Raw genomic sequence first — 25,483 nt, forward strand, 5'->3', positions numbered from 1 at the left:
TGGGGTGACCAAATCCCGTAGTTGTCCCGGCAGATGGTGTGTGACGGTGTGAGGGTGAGCGCTGCCGGACGATGGATCCCGAACCAGCACGGTGCCTGGGCGATGCTGACCGTGCCCTACGCGGCGGGCGTGCTGCTCGGCGACCCCGGGTGGGCCCAACTGCCCCTGTTCGCCGCCTGGCTGGCCGCGTACGTCGCCGCCTTCCACGCCCAGCAGTGGCTACGGCTCCGCCGACTGTCCCGCAACCCCCGCGCGGCCGCCCGGCACGTCAGGCCCGCCGTCGTCCTGGGCGGCTGCACGGCCGTCCTCGGCCTCCCGCTCGCCGTCGCCTACCCGTGGCTGCTGCTCGCGGCCGCCGCCATGGCGCCGTTCCTCGCGGTCAACGCCCGGCACGCGCGCGTGAACCGGGAACGCGCGCTGCTCAACGGCCTCGCCGCCGTCGTCCCCGCCTGCGGCATGCTCCTCGTCGCGCTCCGGCTCGGCGGCGGCACCCTCGCCGAGGGCCTCGCCCCGGCGCTCGTCTGCCTGCTCTACTTCGCCGGCACCGTGCCGTACGTGAAGACGATGATCCGCGAGAAGAACTCGGCCGCGTACCGGAAGGGCTCGGTCGCCTACCACGCGGCGGCGCTGCTCGCCGCCGCCCTCCTGAACCCCTGGCTGGCCCTGCCCTTCGCGGTCTACCTCGCCCGCGCGGCCGTCCTGCCCGGCCGGGGCCTGAAGGTGCCGGTGGTGGGCGCGGTGGAGGTCGGCTGCTCGCTGCTGCTGCTCGGCTTCGTGGTGGCGGTGTACGGGTAGGGGGGCGCCCGTGGCATACGGGGGTGCCCGTGGTCGTACGGGCGGGGCCCGGCTCGTACGACAAGGGCGGCTAGAGCGCCTCCTGCTTGGTCAGCCAGTTGAAGCAGATCCAGCCCGGCAGCACCGGCAGCCACAGCGTCAGCAGACGGTAGAGGAGCACCGCCGGGGTGGCGACGTCGATGGGCAGGCCCACCGCGACGAGACCACCGATGAGCGCGCCCTCGACCGCGCCGACACCGCCGGGCGTCGGGGCCGCCGAGCCGAGCGCGTTGCCCGCGAGGAAGACCACGGCCACGCTCGCGTAGCTGATCGTGGCGTTCCCGTGCCCGAACGCGCGGATCGACGCGTCCAGGCAGAAGACGAACGCACCCGTGAGCAGCAGCATCCCGCCGATGCCGGTGACCAGCTTCATCGGCCGCTGGAGCACGTCCAGCATGCGCGGCACCACGCCCGCGAAGAGCGAGCGCACCCGGGTCGAGACGAACTTCCGCATGAACGGGATGGCCGTCATCACCAGGACGAGCACCGCGACCGTCAGGAGCCCCGCGATGACCGTCCTCGACGGCGAGAACGACTGCGACTTCTCGGTGCCCGTCAGATAGCCGAAGGCGAGCAGGAGCAGGATGTGTGCCCCGAGCCCGAAGAGCTGCGAGGCGCCCACGCTCGCCACCGCGAGCCCCGGGCGCACGCCCGAGCGCTGCAGGAACCGGGTGTTGAGGGCGACTCCGCCGACCGCCGCCGGGGCGACGATCTTCACGAACGAACCGGCGACCTGCGCCACCACCGTCCGCCAGAACCCGACCCGCTCCGGCACGAAGCCGAGCAGGCTCATCGCCGCCGCCACATAGCTGAGGGCGGAGAACACCACCGCCGCGGCCACCCACCGCCAGTCCGCCTCGCTGACCGTCGACAGCGGCGTCCGGGCGATCTGCGAGAGCAGGAAGTACGCGGCGACCGCGCCCGCGAGCAGCGAGATCAGCGTCCGCGGCTTGATGCGCTCCAGGCGGACCGGCTCCACCGGCGCCTGCGGCCGGATCAGCAGCACCTGCTGGCGGATCTGCGCGAGCAGATCCTCCTCGCGGGCCTCGTCCAGGGCCGAGTCGAGCGCCCGCTTCTCCGCCTTCTTGTCGGCCTGCTTCTCCGCCCGGGCCGCCTTCCGGTCGGTCTCCAGATTGGCCTGGGCCCGCGCCTCCGCCCGGGCCTGCTTGGCCGCCTCGGAGGCCGCGAGCACCGCCTCGCGCTCGCGCGCGGAACGCTCACGGGCCAGCCGGCGCAGCTCCCCGCGGGTCGACCGGCTCAGCGCGATGGGCTGGAGCAGCGGCAGACAGTCGGCGATCGCGTCCGGGCCGAGCATCTCCACGGCCGCGGCGACCGCCCGCTCCGCCCCGACCCGCAGACCGAGGGTGGTGAGCAGCTGCGCGATGTCCATCCGCAGCACGATGTCGCCCGCCGCGATCTCGCCGCCGCGCAGATCGGTGAGGATCACCCTGCCGGAACGATCCACCAGAATCGCGTCCCCCGCGAGCCTGCGGTGCGCGATCCGGCGCGACTGCAGCGCCTTCACCTGGCGCCAGGCGCTGCGCACCAGCTCGTCGGTGATCTCGTCGTCGTCCAGCGAGTCCAGGGTCCGGCCGCCCAGGTGCTCGTACACGAGCATCACGGCGTCCGGTCCGAGCTCGGAGGTGGCGATCAGCTTCGGCGCGTTCGCGCCCGCCGCGATCGCCGCGTACGCGAGCAGCGCCTCCTGCTCCAGGGCCTGGCGCAGCGACACGATCGAGCGGCGGGTGGTGATGGTGCGCAGGGTGAGGCGGCGCCAGGCCCGGTAGAAGAAGCCGTGCGCCTGCTGCTCGCGGTCGACGACCGTGACGTCGAGCGGCGGCCCGTCCTCCAGGGTCACGATGTAGCGCCGGCCCCGGTCCCCGCTGTCGGCCGAGTCCGGCACGCCCTCGGCGCGCAGCGCCGTCACGGGCCGGAAGCCGACCCGGCGCAGGCCGGCGAGCAGGGTCTGCCCGGTCGGCCGGACGTTCGGCGAGCCGACCGCGTACAGCGTGCCGTACGCCACGGTCCAGCCGATCAGCACGGTGAGGATGATCGAGAAGGCGGTGGTGTAGCCGGCGACGAGCATGGTGAACGCGTCGAGCAGCAGCACCACCCACAGCACCACCCGCCAGCGCGGGCGCCGGGCCATGCCGACGGCGGTCATGTACGCGATGACGGGCGCGAGGTAGTTGTGCACCGGGTCGGTGAGCCCGCCGCCGGACTGCGGCTGGGTCAGCGCGTCCGCGATGGTGCCGGGCGCGGCCTTCGCCACCCACAGGTCCGTGGCGAGGGTCACGCCGTGCGCGAGGACGGCGGCGAGCACGCCGTCGGCGATGCGCAGCCCGTCCCGTTTGACCAGGCGTTCGATGGCGAAAGCGACCGGGACGAGGAGGACGGCGATCGACGACACCAGACCGGCGATCTTGACGAAGACGTCCGGGGCGCCGCCGGCGCCCTTGTTGATGTCCTGCTCCAGACCGGAGGTGGTGCCGTGGGCGAAGGCGGCGATGCCGAGGACGACGGCGATGGCGAGGACGCCGATCAGCAGCCGCATCAGATCCGACGGCCGGTGCACCCGCGCGGCGAGCAGCGGCTCGTCGCCGGACACGCGCTCGGGAGCGCGCTCCGGCGGGCTGTCGTGAGCCATCACCCTGTCCGTCTCGGTCATCGGTTCCGTCGTCTGCTCTGTCTTCGGGTCAATTTTCGTCGTTCGTTCTCGAACGTGTTCTTGATCTTGTTCTTGATCTCGTATCACCAGTCACCGCCCGGACGATGGTGGCACGAAGCGGGGCCGTTCGGAGGCATCAGGGGGTTGTCGGTGGGGTGAGGCAGGATGGGCCGAATGGAGACGCAGGAGCTGCCCGAGCTGCCCGACTATGCGGAACGGGTCCTTCAGGTCGCCGAGGAGATCCCGCCCGGCCGGGTGATGACCTACGGCGACGTCGCCGAGTGGCTGGGCGAGGGAGGCCCCCGGCAGGTCGGCCGCGCGATGGCGCTGTACGGAGGCTCCGTGCCGTGGTGGCGCGTGGTGCGGGCGGACGGCGTCCCGCTGCCCGGCCACGAGCTCCGCGCGCTCGGCCACTACCGCGCGGAGGGCACCCCGCTGCGGCAGCCGGCGGGCGGCGGTGCGCTGCGCCTCGACATGCGGCGGGCGCGGTGGGACGGGGTGGCGGTGCGCGAGTGAGGGCGCGTGGTGGCGCGGGCCGGGGGCCGGGTTCGGGGCGGACACCCGGTTCGGGTCGGACACCCGGGTCCGCGCCCGGAATCGCGTAACGTCGAGGGTCGCGCTCCTCACCCGAGCGCTCCCCGTGCGGAACGACACACCGCGCGAGCACGAACCCGACAGACCCAGCAGCAGGACCGGCGACCCACGTGACTTCCTCCTCCACCCTTCGCTATACGCGGGGCCCCGGCGCGTACCGGCTGGTGCGGGCCGTGCCGGCACCGGTGCGGCCCCCTGTGCTTGACGCAGCACAGCGCGCGGTGGTTGACCACGCGGACGGAGCACTTCTGGTCCTGGCCGGACCCGGCACCGGCAAGACGACGACGCTGGTCGAGGCGGTCGCGGCCCGGGTCGAGGCGGGCGCGGACCCGGAACGCCTCCTCGTCCTCACCTTCAGCCGCAAGGCGGCCGTGGAACTCCGCGACCGGATGGCGGCCCGGCTGGGCGGTCGGCGCCCGCCGCAGGCCACCACCTTCCACTCGTACTGCTACGCCCTCGTCCGCGCCCACCAGGACGCCGACCTGTTCGCCGAACCGCTGCGGCTGCTGTCCGGCCCGGAGCAGGACCTGGCGGTACGGGAGCTGCTCGCCGGCCAGATCGACCTGGCGAAGCTCGGCCTCGGGCACGTCCGCTGGCCCGACGAACTGCGCGCCTGCCTCACCACGCGCGGCTTCGCCGACGAGGTCCGCGCGGTGATCGCCCGCTCCCGCGAGCTGGGCCTCGGCCCCGATGCCCTCGACGCCTTCGCCCGGCGCGTGGGACGGCCCGACTGGGGCGCGGCGGCCGGTTTCCTCGCGGAGTACCTCGACGTCCTGGACCTCCAGGGCGTCCTTGACTACACCGAGCTCGTGCACCGCGCCGTGCTCCTGACGGAGTCGGCGGCGCCCGGCGCCCTTCCCGCGTACGACGCGGTTTTCGTCGACGAGTACCAGGACACCGACCCGGCGCAGGTCCGGCTGCTGCGGGGGCTCACCGCCGGCACCGCCGCCACGGTCGTCGCCTTCGGCGACCCCGACCAGTCCATCTACGCCTTCCGCGGCGCCGACGTGAACGGCATCCTCGACTTCCCCGCCACCTTCGGCGCCGCCGTCCGCGTCCTCGACACCTCGCGCCGCTCCGGCGCCGCCCTCCTCGCCGCCACCCGCCTCCTCACCCAGCGCATGCCGCTGCCCCGCCTCCCCGCCGACCGCGTCCGCGCGCACCGCGCCCTCACCCCGGTCCGCGACGGCGGCCGCGCGGAGGTCCACACCTACCCCACCCCCTCCACCGAGACCGACAACATCGCCGACCTCCTCCGCCGCGCCCACCTCGAAGACGGCACCCCCTGGCACGACATGGCCGTCCTCACCCGCTCCGCCACCCCCCTCCCCTCCCTCCGCCGCGCCCTGACCGCCGCGGGAGTCCCCGTGGAGACCGACGCCGCGGACACCCCGCTCCGCCACGAGCCGGCCGTGGCCCCCCTGCTGCTGGCCCTGCGGGCGGCGGCGGGCGGAGTGGAGGCCGGCGAGGGCGAGGGCGCGGCGGACGTCGCCGTTTCCGCCGCACCCGCGGGGGGAGAGCCGCCCGCTGACGCGGCGCCGGGTGCGGGCCGGGGCCCGGAGGCCTCTGGCGTTGGCGCGACTGCGACGGTCGGCGCAGTCTTCGACGCGCCTGCCGGTCCGGACACGGGCCGCAGGCCCGGTGTCCCCGTCGGCGGCACGGGCGGAGCCCAGGCGCCCGCTGACGCGGCGTCGGGTGGGGGCCACGAGCCCGAGGTCCCTGCCGACGGCACCAGCCCCGCCGCGCCCGCGCCGTGGCTCGACACCGAGACCGCCGTCGCTCTGCTCGCCTCGCCGCTCGGCGGGATGGACCCCGCCGATCTGCGGCGGCTCGGGCGGGCCCTGCGGGATGAGGAGCGGGCAGGCGGGAACAAGGTGCCCGCGCCGTCGGATGTGTTGCTCGCGCGGGCGCTCGCGGAGCCGGAGCGGTTGGGCGCGCACGACCAGACGTATGCGCGGGGGGCGCGGCGGCTCGGGCTGCTGTTGCGGCAGGCGCGGGAGAGGCTGGCGGCCGGGGGAACGGCGGAGGAGGCGTTGTGGCTGCTGTGGGACGGGACGCCGTGGCCCGGGCGGCTTGAGCGGGCGTCGCTCAGGGGCGGGCCCGCCGGGCGGAACGCGGACCGCGACCTGGACGCGGTGTGCGCGCTGTTCGAGACGGCGGCGCGGGCCGAGGACCGGGTCGGCGGGCGCGGCGCGCTGAACTTCCTGGAGGAGCTGGACGCGCAGGACATCGCCGCCGACACCCTCACCCGCCGCCACACCCGCCCCGACGCCGTACGCCTGATGACCGCGCACCGCTCCAAGGGCCTGGAGTGGGGCCTCGTCGTCGTCGCCGGCCTGCAGGAGGGCCTGTGGCCCGACCTGCGGCGCCGCGGCTCGCTCCTGGAGGCGGACAGGATCGGCCGCGACGGGCTCGCCGAGCCGCTCACCCCCGGCGCCCTCCTCTCGGAGGAGCGCCGGCTCTTCTACGTCGCCGCGACCCGCGCCCGCGACCGTCTCGTCGTCACCGCCGTCAAGGCCCCCGCCGAGGACGGCGACCAGCCCTCCCGCTTCCTCACCGAGCTCGGCGTCGAGCCGAAGGAGGTGACCGGCCGCCCCCGCCGCCCCCTCGCCGTCGCCGCGCTCGTCGCCGAGCTGCGCGCCACCACCGTCGACCCGGCTGCCTCGCCGGAGCTGCGTGCCGCCGCCGCCGAACGCCTCGCCACGCTCGCCGCCCTCGCCGACGAGGACGGCCACCCGCTCGTCCCGGCCGCCCACCCGGACCGCTGGTGGGGCCTCGCCGAGCCGACCCGCAGCGAGGTGCCGCTGCGCGACCGGGACCGCCCCGTCGCGCTCTCCGGCTCCGCGCTCGACCAGCTCGCCAACACCTGCGCGCTGCAGTGGTTCCTGGGCCGCGAGGTCAAGGCGGACGCCCCGGCGACCGCCGCCCAGGGCTTCGGCAACGTCGTGCACGTCCTCGCCGACGAGGTCGCCTCCGGCCGTACCCCCGCCGACCTCGACGTCCTCATGGCCCGGCTCGACTCCGTCTGGGACGCCCTCGCCTTCGACGCGCCGTGGAAGTCGGCGCAGGAGAAGCAGAACGCCCGGGTCGCCCTGGAGCGCTTCCTGCACTGGCACGTCATGGACCGCGGCGCGGGCCGCACCCCGGCCGCGACGGAGCACGACTTCGACGTGACCCTCGGCGCCGGCCCGTACCAGGTCCGCATCCGCGGCTCCATGGACCGCGTCGAGGCCGACGAGCACGGCCGCGCCTACGTCGTCGACTTCAAGACCGGCAAGTCCGCGCCCACCAGGGACGAGGTCGCCCACCACCCGCAGCTCGCCGTCTATCAGCTCGCCGTCCGCGAGGGCGCCGTCGACGAGGTCTTCGGCGGCCGCACCCCCGAACCCGGCGGCGCCGAACTCGTCCACCTCCGCCAGGCCGCCCCCAAGAAGGAGGGCGGCGACGCCCTGCCGAAGGTGCAGGCGCAGGAACCGCCGGACGGCGCGTGGATCGGCGACCTGCTCGCCGGCGCCGCCGGCCGCGTCCTCGACGAGCGCTTCACGCCCACCGCCGGGCAGCACTGCACGACCTGCTCCTTCCGCGCCTCCTGCAGCGCCCGCCCGGAGGGCCGCCAGGTCGTGGACTGACCGCGCCCCCAGGAAGTCACCGAGAAGTCGCGGCCCCCGGCCCGCTCCGGCACCCTGGAATTTCGGGGAGAAGTCCGCGAGGAGGCTCGTATGGCGTCCCACACCACCACCCTCCGCGCCACCGGCATCGTCGCCGCCGCCCTGCTCGTCGGCGGCGCGCCCGTCGCCCTGGCACCCGCCGCCCACGCCGCGCCCCCACCCGTATCCGTACGGGCTCCGAGCCCCACCCCCGCCCCCGACCCCTTCAAGGGCCTCACCGCCGACCAGATCGGCGACAAGGCCGTCGCCGCCACCCAGTCCGCGACCTCCCTGCGCATGACCGGCCGGGTCTCCTCCGGCGGGCAGCCGCTGGACGTGGACTTCTCCGTCAGCGACAAGAGCGAGTGCACGGGCGCCATCAAGCTCCAGGGAGGCGTCGCCGAACTCCGCCGCACCGGCGGCGTCACGTACATGAAGGGCGACGAGGCCTTCTGGCGCGCCTCCATGACCTCGCAGGGCATGCCCCCGGCGCAGATCGACGCGACGATCGAGCTCCTCAAGGGGCGCTGGCTGAAGATCCCCCAGGGACAGCCCGGCACCGAGGACCTCGGCAGCGTCTGCGACCTGAAGTCGCTCCTCGCCGACCTCGGCAGGAACAAGGAAGAGCGCACCGGTCTGGTCCGCGGCCCCGACGGCGAGGTGAAGGGCACCCCCGTCGCCACCCTGGTGAAGCGGAAGACCGGCGGCGAGACCACCACCGTCTCCGTCTCCGAGCGCGGCAAGCCCTACATCCTGAAGACGGTGAAGACGGGCGGCACGGACCCCGGCAGCGTGGTCCTCTCCGACTACGACAAACCCGTGAAGGTCGTCACCCCGCCGGCCGACCAGACCGTGGACCTCACCAAGCTGGACCAGGGCACCCCCGCCTGACGGCCCCCACCCCGACCGGGCACCCGGTCCGGACTGTCAGTGCGTCCCGTTAGCCTCTTTCGGGTGACCGCACGCATCACCGACCCCGAGCAGCTCAAGGAGCTGCTCGGCATCCCGTTCACCCCGGAGCAGACGGCCTGCATCACCGCGCCGCCCGCCCCGCAGGTCATCGTGGCCGGAGCCGGTTCCGGCAAGACCACGGTGATGGCCGCCCGGGTGGTCTGGCTGGTCGGCACGGGCCAGGTCGCGCCCGAGCAGGTCCTCGGCCTCACCTTCACCAACAAGGCCGCCGGCGAGCTCGCCGAGCGCGTCCGCACCGCCCTCGTCCGGGCCGGCGTCACCGACCCCGACGTCATCGACCCGGACGAGCCGCCGGGCGAGCCGCGCATCTCCACGTACCACGCCTTCGCCGGCCAGCTCCTCACCGACCACGGCCTGCGCCTCGGCCTGGAGCCCACCTCCCGGCTCCTCGCCGACGCCACCCGCCACCAGCTCGCCGCCCGCGTGCTGCGCGAGGCTCCCGGCCCGTACCCCGCGCTCACCCGCTCCTTCCCCACCCTGGTCGGCGACCTGCTCGCGCTCGACGCCGAGCTCGCCGAACACCTCGTACGGCCCGAGCGCCTCCTCGCGTACGACTCCGAGCTGCTCACCGAACTCGCCGGCGCCAAGCTCACCAACGCCGACCTGCGCAAACTCCCCGAGGCGGCGACCGCACGGCGCGAGCTCCTCGATCTCGTCGTGCGCTACCGCGCCGCCAAACGCTCCCGCGACCTGCTCGACTTCGGCGACCAGATCGCGCTCTCCGCCGAGCTCGCCACCACCCGGCCCGAGGTCGGCGCGATCCTCCGCGACGAGTTCCGGGTGGTGCTCCTCGACGAGTACCAGGACACGTCCGTCGCCCAGCGGCTGCTGCTCTCCGGCCTCTTCGGCCAGGGCACCGGCCACGCCGTCACCGCCGTCGGCGACCCCTGCCAGGCCATCTACGGCTGGCGCGGCGCCTCCGTCGCCAACCTCGACGACTTCCCGGAACACTTCCCTTACGAGGACGGCACCCCCGCCACCCGCTTCGCGCTCTCCGAGAACCGGCGCAGCGGCGGCCGTCTCCTCGACCTCGCCAACGGCCTCGCCGCACCGCTGCGCGCCATGCACGCGGGCGTGGAGGCGCTGCGGCCGGCGCCCGGCGCCGAACGGGACGGCAGTGTGCGGATCGCGCTGCTGCCCACCCACGCCGAGGAGCTCGACTGGATCGCCGACTCCCTCGCCCACCTCGTCCGCACCGGCACCGAGCCCGGCGAGATCGCCGTCCTGTGCCGCACCGCCACCGACTTCCCCGCCATCCAGGCCGCCCTGGTCGCCCGCGACGTGCCGGTCGAGGTCGTCGGCCTGTCCGGGCTGCTCCACCTGCCCGAGGTCGCCGACCTGGTCGCGGTCTGCGAGGTCCTCCAGGACCCCGGCGCCAACGCCTCCCTCGTACGGCTCCTCACCGGCCCCCGCTGGCGGATCGGCCCCCGCGACCTGGCCCTCCTCGGCCGCCGCGCCCGGCTCCTCGTGCACCGGCCGGGAGCGGACGCGGACGACGCCGACCAGCGGCTCGCCGCCGCCGTCGAGGGCGTCGACCCGGCCGAGGTGATCTCCCTCGCCGACGCGCTCGACACCTTCCTCGACTCCGGCGGCACCGGCACCGAGGACGACCAGCTGCCCTTCTCCGCCGAGGCCCGGGTCCGCTTCGCGCGCCTCGCCGCCGAACTGCGCGCGCTGCGCACCTCCCTCGCCGACCCGCTGATGGACGTGCTGCACCGGGTGCTCGCCGCCACCGGCCTTGAGGTCGAGTTGTCGGCCTCCCCGCACGCCCTGGCCGCCCGCCGCCGCGAGACCCTCGGCAACTTTCTCGACATCGCCGCCGGCTTCGCCTCCCTCGACGGCGAGGCCACCCTCCTCGCCTTCCTCGGCTTCCTGCGCACGGCCGCGCAGTACGAGAAGGGCCTGGACAACGCGCTGCCGGGCGGCGAGAACACCGTCAAGGTGATGACCGCGCACAAGTCCAAGGGCCTGGAGTGGGACGTCGTCGCCGTGCCCGGCCTGGTCACCGGCCAGTTCCCGTCGGCCCGCGCCCGCGAGTCCTGGACCGCCCAGCCGCAGGTCCTCCCGCACGCCCTGCGCGGCGACGCGGCCACCCTGCCCGTGCTCGACACCTGGGACGCCAAGGCGCTCACCGCCTTCAAGGGCGCGCTGCGCGACCACCAGCACACCGAGGAGCTCCGCCTCGGCTACGTGACCTTCACCCGCCCCCGCTCCCTGCTCCTCGGCTCCGCCCACTGGTGGGGCCCGGCGCAGAAGAAGCCCCGCGGCCCCTCCGACTTCCTCCTCGCGCTGTACGAGCACTGCGCCGCCGGCCACGGCGAGATCGAGGCCTGGGCCGACCCGCCGGAGGAGGGCGCCGAGAACCCGGTCCTCGCGGCGGAACTCCGCGACCAGGCGTGGCCGCTGCCGCTGGACAAGGAGGGGCTGGCGCGGAGGCGGGAGGCCGCGCAGGCGGTGCTGAACCGCTTGTGGGCTCAGGAGGTTCCCACCTCCACCTCCACCCCCACCCCGGCTCTGGACGAGCCGGACGACCTCTGGCTCCCGGAGGACCTGGAGGACCCTTCGTACGAGGAAGGCCCTTCGTACGAACCGGAGTGGGACGAGCCCCACGTGCCCGCACCGCGCGAGGAGCCGAACCCCCTCACACCGGAAGAGCGCCGCACCATCGCCTCCTGGGACCGCGACCTCACCGCCCTCACCGCCGAGCTCCAGCGCGCCCGCGCGACCACGCGGGACGTCCTGCTGCCCGCGTACCTCTCCGCCTCCCAGGTGCTGCGCCTCGCCGCCGACCCCGAGGGTTTCGCCAAGGAGCTGGCCCGGCCGATGCCGAAGCCGCCGCAGCCGGCCGCCCGGCGCGGCACCCGCTTCCACGCCTGGGTGGAGTCCCGCTTCGACGAGCTGCCGCTGCCGCTGCTCGGGCCGGACGAGCTGCCGGGCGGCGAGGAGTTCGCGGGCGAGCCGGAGATCCTGGACGAGCGGGACCTGGAGTCGCTCAAGGAGGCCTTCGACCGCACCCCGTACGCCCGCCGCACCCCGTACAAGGTCGAGGTCCCCGTCCACCTCTCCCTCGCGGGCCGGGTGGTCCGGGGCAGGATCGACGCCGTGTACCGGGACCCGGACACCGGCGCGTACGAGATCGTCGACTGGAAGACCAGCCATCTGCGCAACGCCGACCCGCTCCAGCTGGCGATCTACCGCCTCGCCTGGGCCGAGCAGCACGGCCTCGACCCGGAGGAGGTGGCCGCCGCCTTCGTGTACGTACGGACCGGGGAGGTCGTCCGGCCGCGGCGGCTGCCCGGCCGGGCCGAGCTGGAAACTGTGCTGCTCGGCACTCCCACCGGGGACGGAGCGGCTTCCGGCGCCGGATAGGCTCGGTGGCATGAGCGAGACCCCGGACAACGCCGTCCACTCCGAACCGACCGCTGCCGTACGCGCGTACGTCGAGCAGCACCGCAGGGCCTTCCTCGGCGACCTCGCCGAGTGGCTGCGGATCCCCTCGGTGTCGGCGCAGCCGGAGCGCGCCGGGGACGTGCGGCGCAGCGCCGAGTGGCTCGCCGCCAAGCTCACGGAGACCGGTTTCCCCACCGTCGAGGTGTGGGAGACCGACGGCGCGCCCGCCGTCTTCGCCGAGTGGCCGTCCGACGCCCCGGACGCGCCGACCGTCCTCGTCTACGGGCACCACGACGTGCAGCCCGCCGCCCGCGAGGACGGCTGGCACACCGACCCGTTCGAGCCGACCGTGATCGACGGGCGGCTGTACGGGCGGGGCGCCGCCGACGACAAGGGCCAGGTGTTCTTCCACACCCTCGGCGTCCGCGCCCACCTCGCCGCGACCGGCCGCACCGCGCCCGCCGTCCACCTGAAGCTGGTGGTGGAGGGCGAGGAGGAGTCGGGCTCGCCGCACTTCCGCGCCCTGGTGGAGAAGCACGCCGACCGGCTCGCCGCCGACGCCGTGATCGTCTCCGACACCGGCATGTGGTCCGAGACCACCCCGACCGTGTGCACCGGCATGCGCGGGGTCGCCGACTGCGAGATCGACCTGTACGGGCCGGACCAGGACATCCACTCCGGCTCCTTCGGCGGCGCCGTGCCCAACCCGGCCACCGTCGCCGGCCGGATCGTCGCCGCCCTGCACGACGCCGACGAGCGGGTCGCGATCCCCGGCTTCTACGAGGGCGTGACCGAGCTCACCGAGGCCGAGCGGGAGCTGATCGCCGAGCTGCCCTTCGACGAGGCCGGCTGGCTGGCCACCGCCAAGTCGCACGGCACCCTCGGCGAGGCCGGCTACTCCACCCTGGAGCGGGTCTGGGCCCGCCCGACCGCCGAGGTCAACGGCATCGGCGGCGGCTACCAGGGCCCCGGCGGCAAGACCATCGTCCCCGCCGCCGCCCATCTGAAGCTGTCCTTCCGCCTGGTCGCCGGCCAGGACCCGGCGCGGATCGAGACCGCGGTACGGGACTGGCTCGCCGGCCTGGTCCCGGCGGGCGTCCGCCACGAGATCGTCTTCGGCGCCCCGACCCGGCCCTGTCTGACCCCGCTCGACCACCCAGCCCTGAAGGCGGTGGCCGGTGCGATGAGCCGCGCCTTCGACGGCGCCAAGGTCCGCTACACCCGCGAGGGCGGCTCGGGGCCGGCGGCCGACCTGCAGGACGTGCTCGGCGCGCCCGTGCTGTTCCTGGGCATCTCGGTGCCGTCGGACGGCTGGCACGCGCCGAACGAGAAGATCGAGCTCGATCTCCTCATGAAGGGCGTCGAGACGGCCGCGCACCTGTGGGGCGAGCTGCCCGCCGCCCTCCGCGCCGCCGTCCGGCGCTGAACGCCGTCCGCCGAACTTCGCATTCACTGACACCGAACCGGGGGAGTTGGAAGCACCTGTGAGCACCTTGAACAACGCGTTCGCGGACCGCCCGATCTCGCTCACCGCCCCGAGCGGGATCGACCGCGCCGCCCACCACCGTCTCGACGAGGCGTGGCTCGCGGCCGCCTGGAGCCACCCGACGACCCGGGTCTTCGTGGTCTCCGGCGGCCAGGTGCTGATCGACGACACGCCCGACGGCCGCACCGAGCTGGTCATGACCCCGGCCTTCGAGGCCCCGGTCACCGAGACCCACCGCTACTTCCTGGGCACGGACGAGGACGGCGTGTCCTACTTCGCGCTGCAGAAGGACAGCCTGCCGGGCCGGATGGACCAGTCGGCCCGCCCGGCCGGGCTGCGCGAGGCGGGGCTGCTGCTCTCGCCGCGCGACGCCGGTCTGATGGTGCACGCGGTGGCCCTGGAGAACTGGCAGCGGCTGCACCGCTTCTGCTCGCGCTGCGGCGAGCGCACGGTGATCGCGGCGGCCGGGCACATCCGCCGCTGCCAGGCCTGCGGCGCCGAGCACTACCCGCGCACCGACCCGGCCGTGATCATGCTGGTGACGGACGACCAGGACCGTGCGCTGCTCGGCCGCCAGGTGCACTGGCCGGAGGGCCGCTTCTCGACCCTGGCCGGCTTCGTGGAGCCGGGCGAGTCGATCGAGCGGGCCGTGGCGCGCGAGGTCTTCGAGGAGGCGGGCGTCGTCGTCGGCGAGGTCGAGTACGTGGCCAGCCAGCCCTGGCCCTTCCCGTCCAGCCTGATGCTGGGCTTCCTCGCCCGGGCGACCTCCGCCGAGATACACGTGGACGGCGAGGAGATCCACGAGGCCCGCTGGTTCTCCCGCGAGGAGCTGGCCGCCGCCTTCGAGTCCGGCGAGGTGCTCGCGCCGTACGGGATCTCGATCGCCTCCCGGCTCATCGAGCTCTGGTACGGCAAGCCGCTGCCGAGGCCCGGCGACGCGCTCTGAGACGCGACAGCCCCCGCCCGGCAGGACCGGACGGGGGCTGTTTTCGGCCAGGCGGGGTCAGACGCCGACCTTCTGCTTGACCTGGGCGAGCGACGGGTTCGTCAGCGTCGAGCCGTCGGCGAAGAGCACCGTCGGAACGGTCTGGTTGCCCCCGTTGGCCTTCTCCACGAAAGCGGCCGACTCCGGGTCCTGCTCGATGTTGATCTCCGTGTACGCGATGCCCTCGCGGTCCATCTGGCTCTTCAGCCGGCGGCAGTAGCCGCACCACGTCGTGCTGTACATCGTCACAGTGCCCTGCATGGCCTGGTGCTCCTCGGGTCGGGGTTGCTCGGGTCGGTGCCGAGAGGAAGAACGTACGCGGTCACCCGGCCATTCCCGGAAAACGCGGAGCGTGATTCGTATGACCGGAGCCGCCCGCCTGTGGACAACCCGCCGCACCGACCCCGCGGAACCTGGCAGCATGGCGGGGTGACAGCAGCAACGCACTCCACTCTCTTCCCGCAGGTCCCCGAGTCGGCCGACGCGGTGCTCGACGGGCTCGACCCCGAGCAGCGCGAGGTCGCCCTGGCCCTGCACGGCCCGGTGTGCGTGCTCGCCGGTGCCGGCACGGGCAAGACGCGGGCCATCACCCACCGCATCGCGTACGGGGTGCGGGCGGGCATACTCCCGCCCGCGAGCGTGCTCGCCGTCACCTTCACCAACCGGGCCGCCGGCGAGATGCGCGGCCGGCTCCGCCAGCTCGGCGCGGGCGGCGTCCAGGCCCGCACCTTCCACTCCGCGGCCCTCCGCCAGCTCCAGTACTTCTGGCCGAAAGCCGTCGGTGGCGAGCTGCCCCGGCTCCTGGAGCGGAAGATCCAGCTGGTCGCCGAGGCCGCCGCGCGCTGCCGCGTCCGGCTCGACCGGAACGAGCTGCGGGACGTCACCGGCGAGATCGAGTGGGCCAAGGTCACCCAGACCGTCCCCGCCGACTATCCGGCCGCCGTCGCCAAGTCGGTCCGCGAGGCCCCCCGCGACCCCGCCGAGATCGGCCAGATCTACGCGATGTACGAGCAGCTGAAGCGCGACCGCGACGTGATCGACTTCGAGGACGTGCTGCTGCTCACCGTCGGCATCCTCCAGGACCGGCACGACATCGCCGACCAGATCCGCCGGCAGTACCAGCACTTCGTGGTCGACGAGTACCAGGACGTGTCGCCGCTCCAGCAGCGGCTGCTCGACCTGTGGCTCGGCGACCGGGACAACCTGTGCGTGGTCGGCGACGCCAGCCAGACGATCTACTCGTTCACCGGCGCCACCCCCGACCACCTGCTGAACTTCCGCAACCGCCACCCGAACGCGACCGTGGTCAAGCTGGTCCGGGACTACCGCTCCACCCCGCAGGTGGTCCATCTGGCCAACGGGCTGCTCAGCCAGGCCCGCGGCAAGGCCGCCGAGCACCGCCTGGAGCTGATCTCCCAGCGCGACCCCGGCCCCGAGCCGGTCTACACCGAGTACGCGGACGAGCCCGCGGAGGCCGAGGGCACCGCCCGCCGCATCCGCGACCTGATCGCCGCCGGCGTCCCGGCCGGCGAGATCGCCGTGCTCTACCGGATCAACGCCCAGTCGGAGGTCTACGAGCAGGCCCTCGCCGACGCCGGCGTGCCCTACCAGCTGCGCGGCGCCGAGCGCTTCTTCGAGCGCCAGGAGGTCCGCGAGGCGGGCGTCGCCCTGCGCGGCGCCGCCCGCGCCGGGGGGAACGACGCGCTGCTCGACGACGCCGACGACCTGCCGTCCCAGGTGCGGGCCGTGCTCTCCACCAAGGGCTGGACGAGCGAGCCGCCGGCCGGCTCCGGCGCCGTCCGGGACCGCTGGGAGTCGCTCGCCGCGCTCGTCCGGCTCGCCGAGGACTTCGCCCGGGCCAGGTCCGGTGCCACCCTCTCCGACCTGGTCGCCGAGCTCGACGAGCGGGCCGCCGCCCAGCACGCCCCCACCGTCCAGGGCGTCACCCTGGCCTCGCTGCACGCCGCCAAGGGCCTGGAGTGGGACGCCGTCTTCCTGGTCGGCCTCACCGAGGGCATGATGCCGATCACCTACGCCAAGACCGACGAGCAGGTCGAGGAGGAGCGCCGGCTGCTCTACGTGGGCGTCACCCGGGCCCGGCTCCACCTGTCGCTGTCCTGGGCGCTCTCGCGCTCCCCGGGCGGCCGGGCCTCCCGGCGCCCCACCCGCTTCCTGAAGGGCCTGCGGCCCGGCTCCGGCCCGCTCGGCGGGTCCGGCGCGGGCGGCGGCGGGGGCATCGACCGGGGCGCCGGCGGCCGCCGTAAGCGGCGCGGACCGGTGCTCTGCCGGGTCTGCGGCGCCACCCTCACCGAGGCCGGCGAGATGAAGCTGATGCGCTGCGAGGGCTGCCCCTCCGACATGGACGAGGGGCTGTACGAGCGGCTGCGCGAGTGGCGCTCGGTCCAGGCCCGCGAGCTCGGTCAGCCCGCCTACTGCGTCTTCACCGACAAGACCCTCATGGCGATCGCCGAGCGCGTCCCGTCCTCCGACGGCGAGCTCTCCTCGATCTCCGGGGTGGGGGCCCGCAAGCTCGACCGCTTCGGCGCCGATGTTCTCGCCATCTGCGCAGGTGAGGAGCCCGGAGGAAGCGACGAGGAGGACTGATGAAAACTCGTGGGAAAAATAGTTTGCGCCCGCCCCGTCAAGCCCCATAGGTTCTTAACCACGACACAGCGGCTTCTTTGAAGCCCTGTCTTCGTGCTGTACTTGTCCAAATAAACATGAGGGTCCGGCTCACCCCGAGCCCTCCGAGACGCCGAGAGGAGGCGATTCCAGTGATCAGCATCACCAACATCAAGACCAGCACCGCCAAAATGACCGATCTCTCGGTCGTCGCCTCCGCCTGCCCGCTCGGCCTCACCGCCTTTGCCTCGCCCGCCGCCTTTGGCACCGGTCTGTCCGGAGCCGGTCTGTCCCTCGGCATGCCCAACAGCCTGCTGATGGATCGACTTGAGGGCGCTGAGCGACCGACCAAGGCACTGGAAGCAGGAGTGGTGGGCAAGGCCAAGGCCGCTGCCTATGGCTTCGCCGCAACTGGTGCCGGCATTCAGCGGACGACGACGCAGCACCACCACACGATGTGGGCCTTCCGTGGGCTCGAACCCTGGAGTGATCCAGCCTGATCGACGATCAGGCCGGCGCCTTCAGGGCCGCGGAACCCCATCAGGGATCCGCGGCCCTTCTGTTTGTCCCCGAACGGGGACGACGGAGCGAGGGGGCCTCGGGACCAGCAACACCCGGTACCAGCCGAAACCCCGGCCCACCAGGCCGGAACGACCAGACGAGGAAGTCAGACCCGTGCAACTCGAAGCGCACGCCCCGTCCGTACCGCCTTCCGAAACGATCCCCCCGCCCGGCCTCACGAAGGACTCCGCCTTGACCCCGCTCACCACGCTCACCGCGCTCGACGACGCCATCGAGAACCTCGGCGTGCCCGTCCCGTGCCGTTCCTACGACCCCGAGGTCTTCTTCGCCGAGTCCCCGGCCGACGTCGAGTACGCCAAGTCCCTCTGCAAGACCTGCCCGCTCGTGGCGGCCTGCCTGGCGGGTGCCCAGGAGCGTCGCGAGCCCTGGGGCGTCTGGGGTGGGGAACTCTTCGTCCAGGGTGTGGTCGTCGCCCGCAAGCGGCCCCGTGGCCGTCCGCGCAAGAACCCGGTCGCGGCATGAACGTCTCCGGAACCATCGACCGCCCCCTCACGCACGATCCCCAGAAGCAGGCCCCGATGACCTCGTCCGCCCACGAGCCCTCCGGCTCCGCGACCCCAGACGTTTCGATCAGCGGCGCGAACCGCTCGCGCCAGAACAGGACCCGTGAGATGCAACTCATCCCAGAAGCCCTGGCCCGTGCCCATATGCACGACAGGCGGCGTGAAGCCGAGGCGGAACGCCAGGCCGTGCGCCTGGTCGCCGCCCGGCGGATGCAGCGGCGCGCCGAGCGCGTCTCGCTGCGCGCCCGCCGCGCGCTCGCCATGGCCGTCATGCACTGACGACCTGAAGAGCCAGGCAGACCCTGACCCCGCGGGGGCCGGTCCGAACGGACCGGCCCCCGCGGTGCGTTGCCCTGCCGGCGGGCCCTCCTCGGGTTATCGTCACCAAGGTGAACGACGCCCCTACGAAGAAGCCCCCCGTCGTCTGCGCCCGCTGCGGCAAGACCGCCCCGGAGCTGCCCGTCACCTGGACCTGCTCGGTGGAGAACGGCACCCGCCAGTACTTCTGCGAGGACTGCGCCCGCGCCAACATCAGGGCCATCGAGGGACGCCTCGACTCCTCCTGGTGGTGAGCGCTACCCCTCCGCGGCGACGAAGCCGGGAAGCCACTCCGCGAGTTCGTCCCGCAGCCGCACCGTCGCGCCCAGCTGGCACAGCACCCCGATCGTGCTCAACGTCACACGGTGTATCAGCAGATACGAGGGCGGCAGATTCAGCTGCTTGCCCAACTGGTGGGCGGGGGAGCGGGGGTCGGCGATCCGGGCCGCCTGCGCGCGCATCCAGCCGCGGGTGAACCCGAAGGCTTCCACCTCGGCCGGCTCGATGATCGGCAGCAGGTACTCCAGGACCGCGTCCGGGTCGAGCGCCACGGACTCCTTCACGAAGCCCTCCGCCCGCAGCAGCCCGTAGACCTCCTCGGCCTCGCCCGCGAGGGTCATCCGCAGACAGGTGCCGATGGTCTCCGGCAGCCCGCCCGGCAGCCGGTCCACCGTGCCGAAGTCGAGCACCCCGAGCCGCCACGACCCGGCGTCCCCGGCTCCGCCCCCGTCCCCTGCTCCGCCCTCGCCCGCCGGGCCGGGCAGCAGCCGGAAGTTCCCCGGGTGCGGATCCGCGTGCAGCAGCCCGGTGCGCGCCGGGCCCGAGAACAGGAACCGGGCGAGCAGCTGACCGGCCCGGTCGCGCTGCTCCGCCGTGCCGTCCGCGATCACCTCCGACAGCGGCACGCCGTCCATCCACTCGGTGATCAGCACCTGCTCCGACTGGTGCACCACCGCCGGCACCACCACGTCCGGGTCGTCGGCGAACACCGCCGCGTGCGCCCGCTGCGCCTCGGCCTCCAGACCGTAGTCCAGCTCCTCCGAGACCCGGTCCCGCATCTCCGTGATCAGCGGCTTGATGTCCAGGCCGGGGATCAGCGGGCCGAGCAGCCGGGCGAACCGGCTCAGCTGGGTGAGGTCCGAGAGCAGCGCCTCCCCGGCGCCCGGGTACTGCACCTTCACCGCGACCTCGCGGCCGTCGTGCCACACCGCCCGGTGCACCTGTCCGATCGACGCGGCCGCCGCCGGCTTGTCCTCGAACTCCTCGAACAGCTCCCGCCAGCCCTCGCCCAGCCGCTCCTCGAGCACCGCGTGCACGGTCCGGGTCGGCATCGGCGGCGCCGCGTCCTGCAGCTTGGTGAGCGCCGCCCGGTAGGGCCCGGCGACCTCCTCCGGCAGCGCCGACTCGAAGACGGACAGCGCCTGCCCGAGCTTCATGGCACCGCCCTTCAACTCGCCCAGGACCTTGAACAGCTGATCGGCCGTCCGCTGCTGCAGCTCCCGCGCCACGATCTCCGCGGACTTCCCCCCGATCCGCTTTCCCAGGCCCCAGGTGGCCCGGCCGGCGAAGCCCAGGGGCAACGCGGCCAACTTGGCGGTCCGGGTGACCGCCTTCCGGGGAAGATCAGACATGCGCCCTCCAAGTCCCAGACTGCCGTGCCGCTCGGGAACCCTGCCCCGCCATTGTGTCGTGCACCGCTCGGGGCGCGGTCGCATGCTCCCCCTCGACGCCGCGACGCGCCCCGCACGGACACGCCGGGTGCGCCCGGACCGGCGCCGAGCGCCACTCGAGCAGCGGCAGCGACACCTCCCAGCGCGCCCCGGTGCTCGCCGGCAGATCCCCGTCCAGGAAGGCCAGGGCGTGCGCGGCGGCCAGCCCCGCGACCGCCGCCGCGAGCGTCACGTCACAGGCCGGCAGGGCATGCGGCGGACCCGAGCGCCACTGCGCCGGCAGCCGCGGCCACACCGGCTCCCGGTCGGTCCGCTCCCGCTGCATGCAGCCCGCGCAGGCCGTGCCGCCCGGCAGCACCAACGGGCCCACCACACCGGTGGCTTCGAGCACCCCCGCGTACAGATGCGGGGTCCCGGTGGCCAGCCAGGCCTCCGCCGGCAGCGGGTCCGGCACATAGGCGCCGAGACCGTCCCGCGGGGTCACCACCACGAGCGCGAGCCCCGGCTCCCCGCTCCCGTCACCCGGCCCGCCGGGCGCGCCCCGCGGCAGCCGCCCGCCCGGCGCCGACCGGCCCACCAGGCGTCGCGCCGCCACCGTCCGGCGCTCGCCGACCGCCTCGGCCGGCAGCCCGCCCGGCGCGACCTCCCACGGCGGGACCGTGCCCCGGTCCAGCACCTCGACCCCGCCGACCCCGGCCGCCGAAAGCAGCGCCGCGACCGCCGCACCCACCCGTCCCGCACCGCGCACCTGCACCCGCGCCGCCCGCCGCGCCGCCAGTGTGCGCGCCGCCCCGTCCGGCGCCGGGTGGACCACCGACAGCGAGGCCAGGTCCGCGCGCACCGGATCCAGCTCCTGTCCGGAGTCGCCCCGCACCGCCGCGTCGGCGATCAGCCCGGCGGCGGCGAGCCGGCCGAGCAGCGCGTCAAGACGCCCCTCCGGCAGACCGAGCGCGGCCGCCTCGGCCCGCAGCAGCTCCAGGCCCCGCGTCCCGTCGAGCAGCCCGAGCAGGCTGCCGGTCGTGAGGTCCATCGGCCCCAGGACCACCGCGTGCGCGGGCGTCACCCCGAACTGCACGGACTGCATGTCGCGCCAGGCGCGCCGCAGCGCCGGCTTCACCATCGGATGCATCGGTCAACCCCCGTCGTCCCCGGTCATCGCTTCCCCGGTCATCACTTCCACGGTCAGGTTGCCCGGTCCGGGCGACCGGTGCGGAAAGTTGTCCACAGGGCTGAGGCATTAATCATTCGAATGCGGCGGTGCGGGACTTCCGCCGCCGCATACGGGTAACGTCGGGGCCGTGCCGGCCGACCCACAGCCCAGCGTGACAAGCAGACCGCCCCGCGGCTCGGGGACGAGCGCGGTCGAGGTGCGCAGAAGCTCCCGCCGGAGCAGAACGGTCTCCGCCTACCGCGAGGGCGACCGGACCGTCGTGCTCATCCCCGCCCGCATGTCGGAGGCGGAGGAGAAGCGCTGGGTCACCGTGATGCTGGACAAGCTGGCCGCGCAGGAGAGCAAGCGGGTGCTCGGCGACGGCGCGCTGACCGAGCGCGCCGCACAACTGTCCGAGCAGTACTTCGGCGGCCGGGCCCGCCCCACCTCGGTGCGCTGGGTCACCAACCAGAACACCCGCTGGGGCTCCTGCACCCCCTCCGAGGGCAGCATCCGGCTCTCCCACCGGCTCCAGGGCATGCCCGAGTACGTCGTCGACTACGTGCTCTGCCACGAGCTGGCCCATCTGCTCGTGCCCGGCCACGGCCCGCGCTTCTGGCGCCTCCTGGACGCCTACCCGCGCACCGAGCGGGCCCGCGGCTATCTGGAGGGCGTGGCCGCCGCCGCACGGCTGCCGCACCGACCGGACACCGCCAGCGAGGGCGACCGCGAGGGCGACCGCGAGGAGTGACCGCGGGGGCGTGCTCCGCTCCGTGGCGGCCTGTTCCGCTCCGTAGCCGTGTGCTCCGGTTCTGTACCGAACGGGCACGGCCCTGCCGCGATGTCCCGGCCACCCGTTAGCCTGGCGCGACGCAATCGTCGTAATCGGATGGGGGACGGTCGTCACTCATGGCCAGGGAATTCCAACGCGGCCACAAGGCCAAGATCAGCGATCTCACGGCGGGAACCGATCTGTACGTGGGCGTGCAGATCGCGGGGCCCGGCCTGAGCTTCGACATCAGCTGTTTCGGTCTGGACGCCGACGAGCGGCTCTCGGACGACCGCTATTTCGTCTTCTTCAACCAGCCCAAGTCGCCCGAGGAGTCCATCCAGCTGCTCGGCGCGCAGTCCGGTGACACGGAATCCTTCCGGGTGACGCTCGACCGGATCCCGGCGCAGATCCAGAAGCTGTCCTTCACCGCGACCATCGACGGCGCCGGGCAGATGTCGCAGGTCGGGCCCGGCTGGATCCGGATCGTCGCGGGCGGCGAGGAGGTGGCCCGCTACGCCTTCGACGGCGCGGAGTTCTCCACCGAGCGCGCCGTCATGCTCGGCGACTTCTACCTGAAGGACGTGTGGCGGTTCGCCGCCGTCGGCCAGGGCTTCGACGGCGGTCTGGAAGCGCTCCTGAAGAACTTCGGCGGCGAGGTCGCCGAGGAGGAGCCCGCCGCGCAGCCGCCGGCGCCGCAGGGTGCCGCCCCCGGCTTCGCGCCGCCGGCCCAGGCCGCCGCGCCGCCCGCCTTCGGCGCCCCCGCCGCCCCGGCCCCGGCCCCCGCTCCCGCCCCGGCCTTCGGTGCCCCGGCCGCTCCGACGCCGCCGCCCGCGCCCGCGCCGGTGCACTCCGCGCCGACGATGGTCGGCCCCATGACGCCCCAGGCGCCCACCCCGCCGCCCGCGCCCGCGCCGGCCCCCGCGCCGTACGGACAGCCCCCGCAGCCCCCGCAGTTCGGCCAGGTTCCGGGCCAGACGCCGCCGCACGGCGCGCCCGCACCGTACGGACAGCCCGCGCCCGCCCCGTACGGACAGCAGGCCCCGGCCCCGTACGGCCAGCAGCAGCCGCAGTTCGGCCAGGTCCCCGGTCAGGCCCCCGGCCAGTTCCCGCAGCAGGGCGTGCCCCAGGGCGCGCCGGCCGCCGGCGCCGGGCTCGCCGCCGCGCTCGCGCCGTTCAAGGAGAACGCGACCGGCGTCCGCTGGACCCCGCAGAACCAGCAGCTCATGCGGGTCGACCTCGCCATGGGCGGCACGCCCGTCCTCGCCCGCCAGGGCTCCATGGTCATGTACCAGGGCAAGGTCGACTTCTCCTACAAGGGCGCCGGCTTCGCCGGCCGCATCGTCGGCAACGCCACCGGCCAGGAGATGCAGCTGATGCGCTGCACCGGACGCGGCCAGGTCTTCCTCGCCGAGAACGGCGCGCACCTGCACCCGATCGAGCTCCAGGGCGACGGCATCTGCGTCTCCGCCGAGAACGTGCTCGCCTTCGACGAGTCGCTGCAGTACGAGGTGCGGCGCATCGAGGGCCACGGCATCCCCGGCGGCGCGCTGTTCACCATGCAGTTCCAGGGCACCGGCACGGTCGTCGTGAAGACCCACGGCACGCCCGTGGTGCTGCCCGTCACCCCGACCACCTTCGCCGACTGCAACGCCGTCGTCGCCTGGTCGGCCGCGTCCCAGGTCATCCTGTCCAGCCAGGTCCGGCTGCGCCGCAACGCCTACCCCGGACACAGCGGGGAGACCGTGAACCTCCAGTTCCGGGGCGCCCCCGGCAACTTCATCGTCGTCCAGCCCTACGAGGTCTGAGGGAGCCCGGAACCATGAACCAGCAACTCGCGGGCTACGCCCCGACCCCGATCGCGGCCCGGATGGAGAACCACGGCCGCGCCATGCTCAAGGTCGCCATGGCCACCGGCCAGGACCTGTACGCGCGCACCGGCTCGATGGTCGCCTACGAGGGCTTCATCAGCTACGAGCCCAACCCGCCGGCCGTCCGGCAGGTCGCCCAGCAGTGGATCACCGGCGAGGGCGCGCCGATCATGAAGTGCACCGGCGACGGCCTGCTCTACCTCGCCGACTACGGCGCCGACGTGGTCGTCATCAACCTCAACAACGACTCGCTCTCCGTGAACGGCACCAACCTGCTCGCCTTCGACGCGCACCTCCAGTGGGGCGTCGAGCGGGTCAAGGGCCTGGCGAAGTTCGCCGGACAGGGCCTGTTCAACGTCGAGCTCGCGGGCACCGGCTGGGTCGCCATCACCTCGCGCGGCACGCCGGTCGTCGTCGACTGCGGCCGCGGCGAGGACGAGACCTACGTCGACCCGGACGCCCTGGTCGCCTGGTCGCCCGCGCTCAAGGTGAAGGGCAAGCGCAGCTTCAAGGCCTCCTCCCTGATCGGCCGGGGCAGTGGCGAGGCGTTCCAGATGGCCTTCTCGGGCCAGGGCATCGTCGTCGTACAGCCGAGCGAGGACAGCAGCGACCGGCTCCGGGTCCGGGGCTGAGGGGGAGCGAGAGACAGATGCAGAGCCCGCTTTTCAACCACGCCGAGCAGCAGAGCCAGGAGCGCTACGTCGTGCAGAACCCGCAGATGCTGCGGGTCTCCCTGACCGGCCAGGACGACATCCTGGCCCGTAAGGGCGCGATGGTCGCCTACCAGGGCCTGGTCGACTTCGACGGCGAGTACCAGACGTCCAACCAGCGCCGGGCCCGCGCCCGCACCGGTGAGGGCCTCGACCTGATGCGCTGCTCCGGGCAGGGCACGGTCTACTTCGCCAACCTGGCGCAGTACATCCACGTCGTGGACGTGGACCACGAGGGTCTGACCGTCGACAGCGCCTATGTGCTCGCGCTCGACTCGACCCTGCACACCGAGGTCATCGCGGTGGACAGCCAGTACGGGGTGTCCGGCACCGGCAAGTACCAGCTGAACATCACCGGCCGCGGCAAGGTCGCCCTGATGACCTCCGGCCAGCCGCTGATGATGCAGGTGACGCCCGACAAGTACGTGAGCGCCGACGCCGACGCGATCGTCGCCTGGTCCACCGGGCTCCGGGTGCAGATGCAGGCCCAGACGCACAACTCGGGCGTCCGTCAGCGCCGGGGCAACACCGGCGAGGGCTGGGAGCTCAGCTTCCTCGGCCAGGGCTTCGCCCTGGTGCAGCCGAGCGAGGTCATGCCGCCGCAGAACGCCGGGATCGGGCAGGGCATCGCCGCCCAGTACGGCGTCGGCCAGCACGGCGCGCACGCGCAGAACCAGAACAACGCCTGGAACTGACACCTGGAACTGAGGCA

The 25,483-nt window shown here is 73.8% G+C and carries 20 protein-coding genes; 16 read left to right on the forward strand and 4 right to left on the reverse strand.

What is annotated here, in order from left to right; all coding sequences use genetic code 11:
- Window positions 1-54: 54 nt before the first annotated feature.
- Window positions 55-795: a YwiC-like family protein gene (locus tag JAO84_RS24345; protein ID WP_370414759.1), complete on the forward strand. Its 741-nt coding sequence runs from the start codon at window positions 55-57 to the stop codon at window positions 793-795.
- A 70-nt stretch (window positions 796-865) separates the two neighbouring features.
- Here JAO84_RS24345 and JAO84_RS24350 read toward each other — a convergent pair whose 3' ends face one another.
- A complete protein-coding gene (locus JAO84_RS24350) occupies window positions 866-3,502 on the reverse strand; it encodes a flippase-like domain-containing protein (protein WP_370414760.1) in 2,637 nt (878 codons plus the stop codon).
- A gap of 165 nt (window positions 3,503-3,667) precedes the next feature.
- Here JAO84_RS24350 and JAO84_RS24355 point away from each other — a divergent pair, with 165 nt between their 5' ends.
- The 6 genes from JAO84_RS24355 to nudC all read left to right on the forward strand — a co-directional run bounded on the left by JAO84_RS24355 (window position 3,668) and on the right by nudC (window position 14,537).
- A complete protein-coding gene (locus tag JAO84_RS24355) occupies window positions 3,668-4,018 on the forward strand; it encodes an MGMT family protein (RefSeq protein ID WP_370414761.1) in 351 nt (116 codons plus the stop codon).
- A 188-nt stretch (window positions 4,019-4,206) separates the two neighbouring features.
- Window positions 4,207-7,725: an ATP-dependent helicase gene (locus JAO84_RS24360; RefSeq protein WP_370414762.1), complete on the forward strand. Its 3,519-nt coding sequence runs from the start codon at window positions 4,207-4,209 to the stop codon at window positions 7,723-7,725.
- A gap of 90 nt (window positions 7,726-7,815) precedes the next feature.
- Window positions 7,816-8,634, forward strand: coding sequence for a hypothetical protein (locus JAO84_RS24365; protein ID WP_370414763.1), 819 nt, complete (start codon window positions 7,816-7,818; stop codon window positions 8,632-8,634).
- A 63-nt stretch (window positions 8,635-8,697) separates the two neighbouring features.
- Window positions 8,698-12,084 (forward strand): UvrD-helicase domain-containing protein, encoded by a 3,387-nt coding sequence (locus JAO84_RS24370; protein ID WP_370414764.1) that lies wholly within the window; start codon window positions 8,698-8,700, stop codon window positions 12,082-12,084.
- A 10-nt stretch (window positions 12,085-12,094) separates the two neighbouring features.
- On the forward strand, window positions 12,095-13,531 hold the full coding sequence (locus JAO84_RS24375; RefSeq protein ID WP_370414765.1) for a dipeptidase: 1,437 nt from the start codon (window positions 12,095-12,097) through the stop codon (window positions 13,529-13,531).
- A gap of 58 nt (window positions 13,532-13,589) precedes the next feature.
- A complete protein-coding gene (gene nudC / locus JAO84_RS24380; RefSeq protein ID WP_370414766.1) occupies window positions 13,590-14,537 on the forward strand; it encodes an NAD(+) diphosphatase in 948 nt (315 codons plus the stop codon).
- Window positions 14,538-14,594: 57 nt separating this feature from the next.
- On the opposite strand, the gene JAO84_RS24385 is transcribed toward nudC, so the two are convergent.
- On the reverse strand, window positions 14,595-14,837 hold the full coding sequence (locus JAO84_RS24385) for a mycoredoxin (protein WP_149547526.1): 243 nt from the start codon (window positions 14,835-14,837) through the stop codon (window positions 14,595-14,597).
- Between the two features lie 168 nt (window positions 14,838-15,005).
- Here JAO84_RS24385 and JAO84_RS24390 point away from each other — a divergent pair, with 168 nt between their 5' ends.
- The 5 genes from JAO84_RS24390 (at window position 15,006) to JAO84_RS24410 (ending at window position 18,855) form a co-directional block, all read left to right on the forward strand.
- Window positions 15,006-17,180 carry an ATP-dependent DNA helicase UvrD2 gene (locus tag JAO84_RS24390; protein ID WP_370414767.1) on the forward strand — a complete coding sequence of 725 codons (2,175 nt, stop codon included), beginning with the start codon at window positions 15,006-15,008 and terminating at the stop codon, window positions 17,178-17,180.
- A 170-nt stretch (window positions 17,181-17,350) separates the two neighbouring features.
- Complete coding sequence (locus tag JAO84_RS24395; protein ID WP_370414768.1) at window positions 17,351-17,698, forward strand: hypothetical protein; 348 nt, start codon at window positions 17,351-17,353, stop codon at window positions 17,696-17,698.
- 175 nt (window positions 17,699-17,873) lie between these two features.
- A complete protein-coding gene (locus JAO84_RS24400; RefSeq protein ID WP_265866613.1) occupies window positions 17,874-18,242 on the forward strand; it encodes a WhiB family transcriptional regulator in 369 nt (122 codons plus the stop codon).
- A complete protein-coding gene (locus JAO84_RS24405; protein WP_265866612.1) occupies window positions 18,239-18,562 on the forward strand; it encodes a hypothetical protein in 324 nt (107 codons plus the stop codon). Before JAO84_RS24400 ends, JAO84_RS24405 begins: the two co-directional genes overlap by 4 nt.
- A 110-nt stretch (window positions 18,563-18,672) precedes the next feature.
- On the forward strand, window positions 18,673-18,855 hold the full coding sequence (locus JAO84_RS24410) for a hypothetical protein (protein ID WP_265866611.1): 183 nt from the start codon (window positions 18,673-18,675) through the stop codon (window positions 18,853-18,855).
- 3 nt (window positions 18,856-18,858) lie between these two features.
- On the opposite strand, the gene JAO84_RS24415 is transcribed toward JAO84_RS24410, so the two are convergent.
- Together JAO84_RS24415 and JAO84_RS24420 are read right to left on the reverse strand one after the other, a co-directional pair.
- Entirely contained in the window at window positions 18,859-20,232 is a 1,374-nt protein-coding gene (locus tag JAO84_RS24415) for an ABC1 kinase family protein (RefSeq protein WP_370414769.1), read from the reverse strand.
- A complete protein-coding gene (locus tag JAO84_RS24420; RefSeq protein WP_370414770.1) occupies window positions 20,225-21,400 on the reverse strand; it encodes a ThiF family adenylyltransferase in 1,176 nt (391 codons plus the stop codon). Before JAO84_RS24420 ends, JAO84_RS24415 begins: the two co-directional genes overlap by 8 nt.
- A 169-nt stretch (window positions 21,401-21,569) precedes the next feature.
- Here JAO84_RS24420 and JAO84_RS24425 point away from each other — a divergent pair, with 169 nt between their 5' ends.
- The 4 genes from JAO84_RS24425 (at window position 21,570) to JAO84_RS24440 (ending at window position 25,466) form a co-directional block, all read left to right on the forward strand.
- On the forward strand, window positions 21,570-22,172 hold the full coding sequence (locus tag JAO84_RS24425; protein ID WP_370414771.1) for a M48 family metallopeptidase: 603 nt from the start codon (window positions 21,570-21,572) through the stop codon (window positions 22,170-22,172).
- A 158-nt stretch (window positions 22,173-22,330) separates the two neighbouring features.
- The gene (locus JAO84_RS24430; RefSeq protein ID WP_370414772.1) at window positions 22,331-23,998 is read left to right on the forward strand and encodes a TerD family protein; all 1,668 of its coding nucleotides are present in this window, start codon (window positions 22,331-22,333) and stop codon (window positions 23,996-23,998) included.
- 14 nt (window positions 23,999-24,012) lie between these two features.
- Window positions 24,013-24,693 (forward strand): AIM24 family protein, encoded by a 681-nt coding sequence (locus tag JAO84_RS24435; protein WP_370414773.1) that lies wholly within the window; start codon window positions 24,013-24,015, stop codon window positions 24,691-24,693.
- Window positions 24,694-24,710: 17 nt separating this feature from the next.
- Window positions 24,711-25,466, forward strand: coding sequence for an AIM24 family protein (locus JAO84_RS24440; protein WP_265866605.1), 756 nt, complete (start codon window positions 24,711-24,713; stop codon window positions 25,464-25,466).
- Window positions 25,467-25,483 lie beyond the last annotated feature (17 nt).

Origin of the sequence: Streptomyces fradiae (assembly GCF_041270065.1) — a bacterium.
Lineage (GTDB): Bacteria > Actinomycetota > Actinomycetes > Streptomycetales > Streptomycetaceae > Streptomyces.

Bases quoted from the DNA above. Each gene is read 5' to 3' on its own strand.
- JAO84_RS24440 (WP_265866605.1), top strand. From the start codon at position 24,711: ATGCAGAGCCCGCTTTTCAACCACGCCGAGCAGCAGAGCCAGGAGCGC.
- JAO84_RS24350 (WP_370414760.1), bottom strand. From the start codon at position 3,502: ATGACCGAGACGGACAGGGTGATGGCTCACGACAGCCCGCCGGAGCGC.
- JAO84_RS24355 (WP_370414761.1), top strand. From the start codon at position 3,668: ATGGGCCGAATGGAGACGCAGGAGCTGCCCGAGCTGCCCGACTATGCG.
- JAO84_RS24415 (WP_370414769.1), bottom strand. From the start codon at position 20,232: ATGTCTGATCTTCCCCGGAAGGCGGTCACCCGGACCGCCAAGTTGGCC.
- JAO84_RS24435 (WP_370414773.1), top strand. From the start codon at position 24,013: ATGAACCAGCAACTCGCGGGCTACGCCCCGACCCCGATCGCGGCCCGG.
- JAO84_RS24375 (WP_370414765.1), top strand. From the start codon at position 12,095: ATGAGCGAGACCCCGGACAACGCCGTCCACTCCGAACCGACCGCTGCC.
- JAO84_RS24385 (WP_149547526.1), bottom strand. From the start codon at position 14,837: ATGCAGGGCACTGTGACGATGTACAGCACGACGTGGTGCGGCTACTGC.
- JAO84_RS24420 (WP_370414770.1), bottom strand. From the start codon at position 21,400: ATGCATCCGATGGTGAAGCCGGCGCTGCGGCGCGCCTGGCGCGACATG.
- JAO84_RS24430 (WP_370414772.1), top strand. From the start codon at position 22,331: ATGGCCAGGGAATTCCAACGCGGCCACAAGGCCAAGATCAGCGATCTC.
- JAO84_RS24405 (WP_265866612.1), top strand. From the start codon at position 18,239: ATGAACGTCTCCGGAACCATCGACCGCCCCCTCACGCACGATCCCCAG.
- JAO84_RS24365 (WP_370414763.1), top strand. From the start codon at position 7,816: ATGGCGTCCCACACCACCACCCTCCGCGCCACCGGCATCGTCGCCGCC.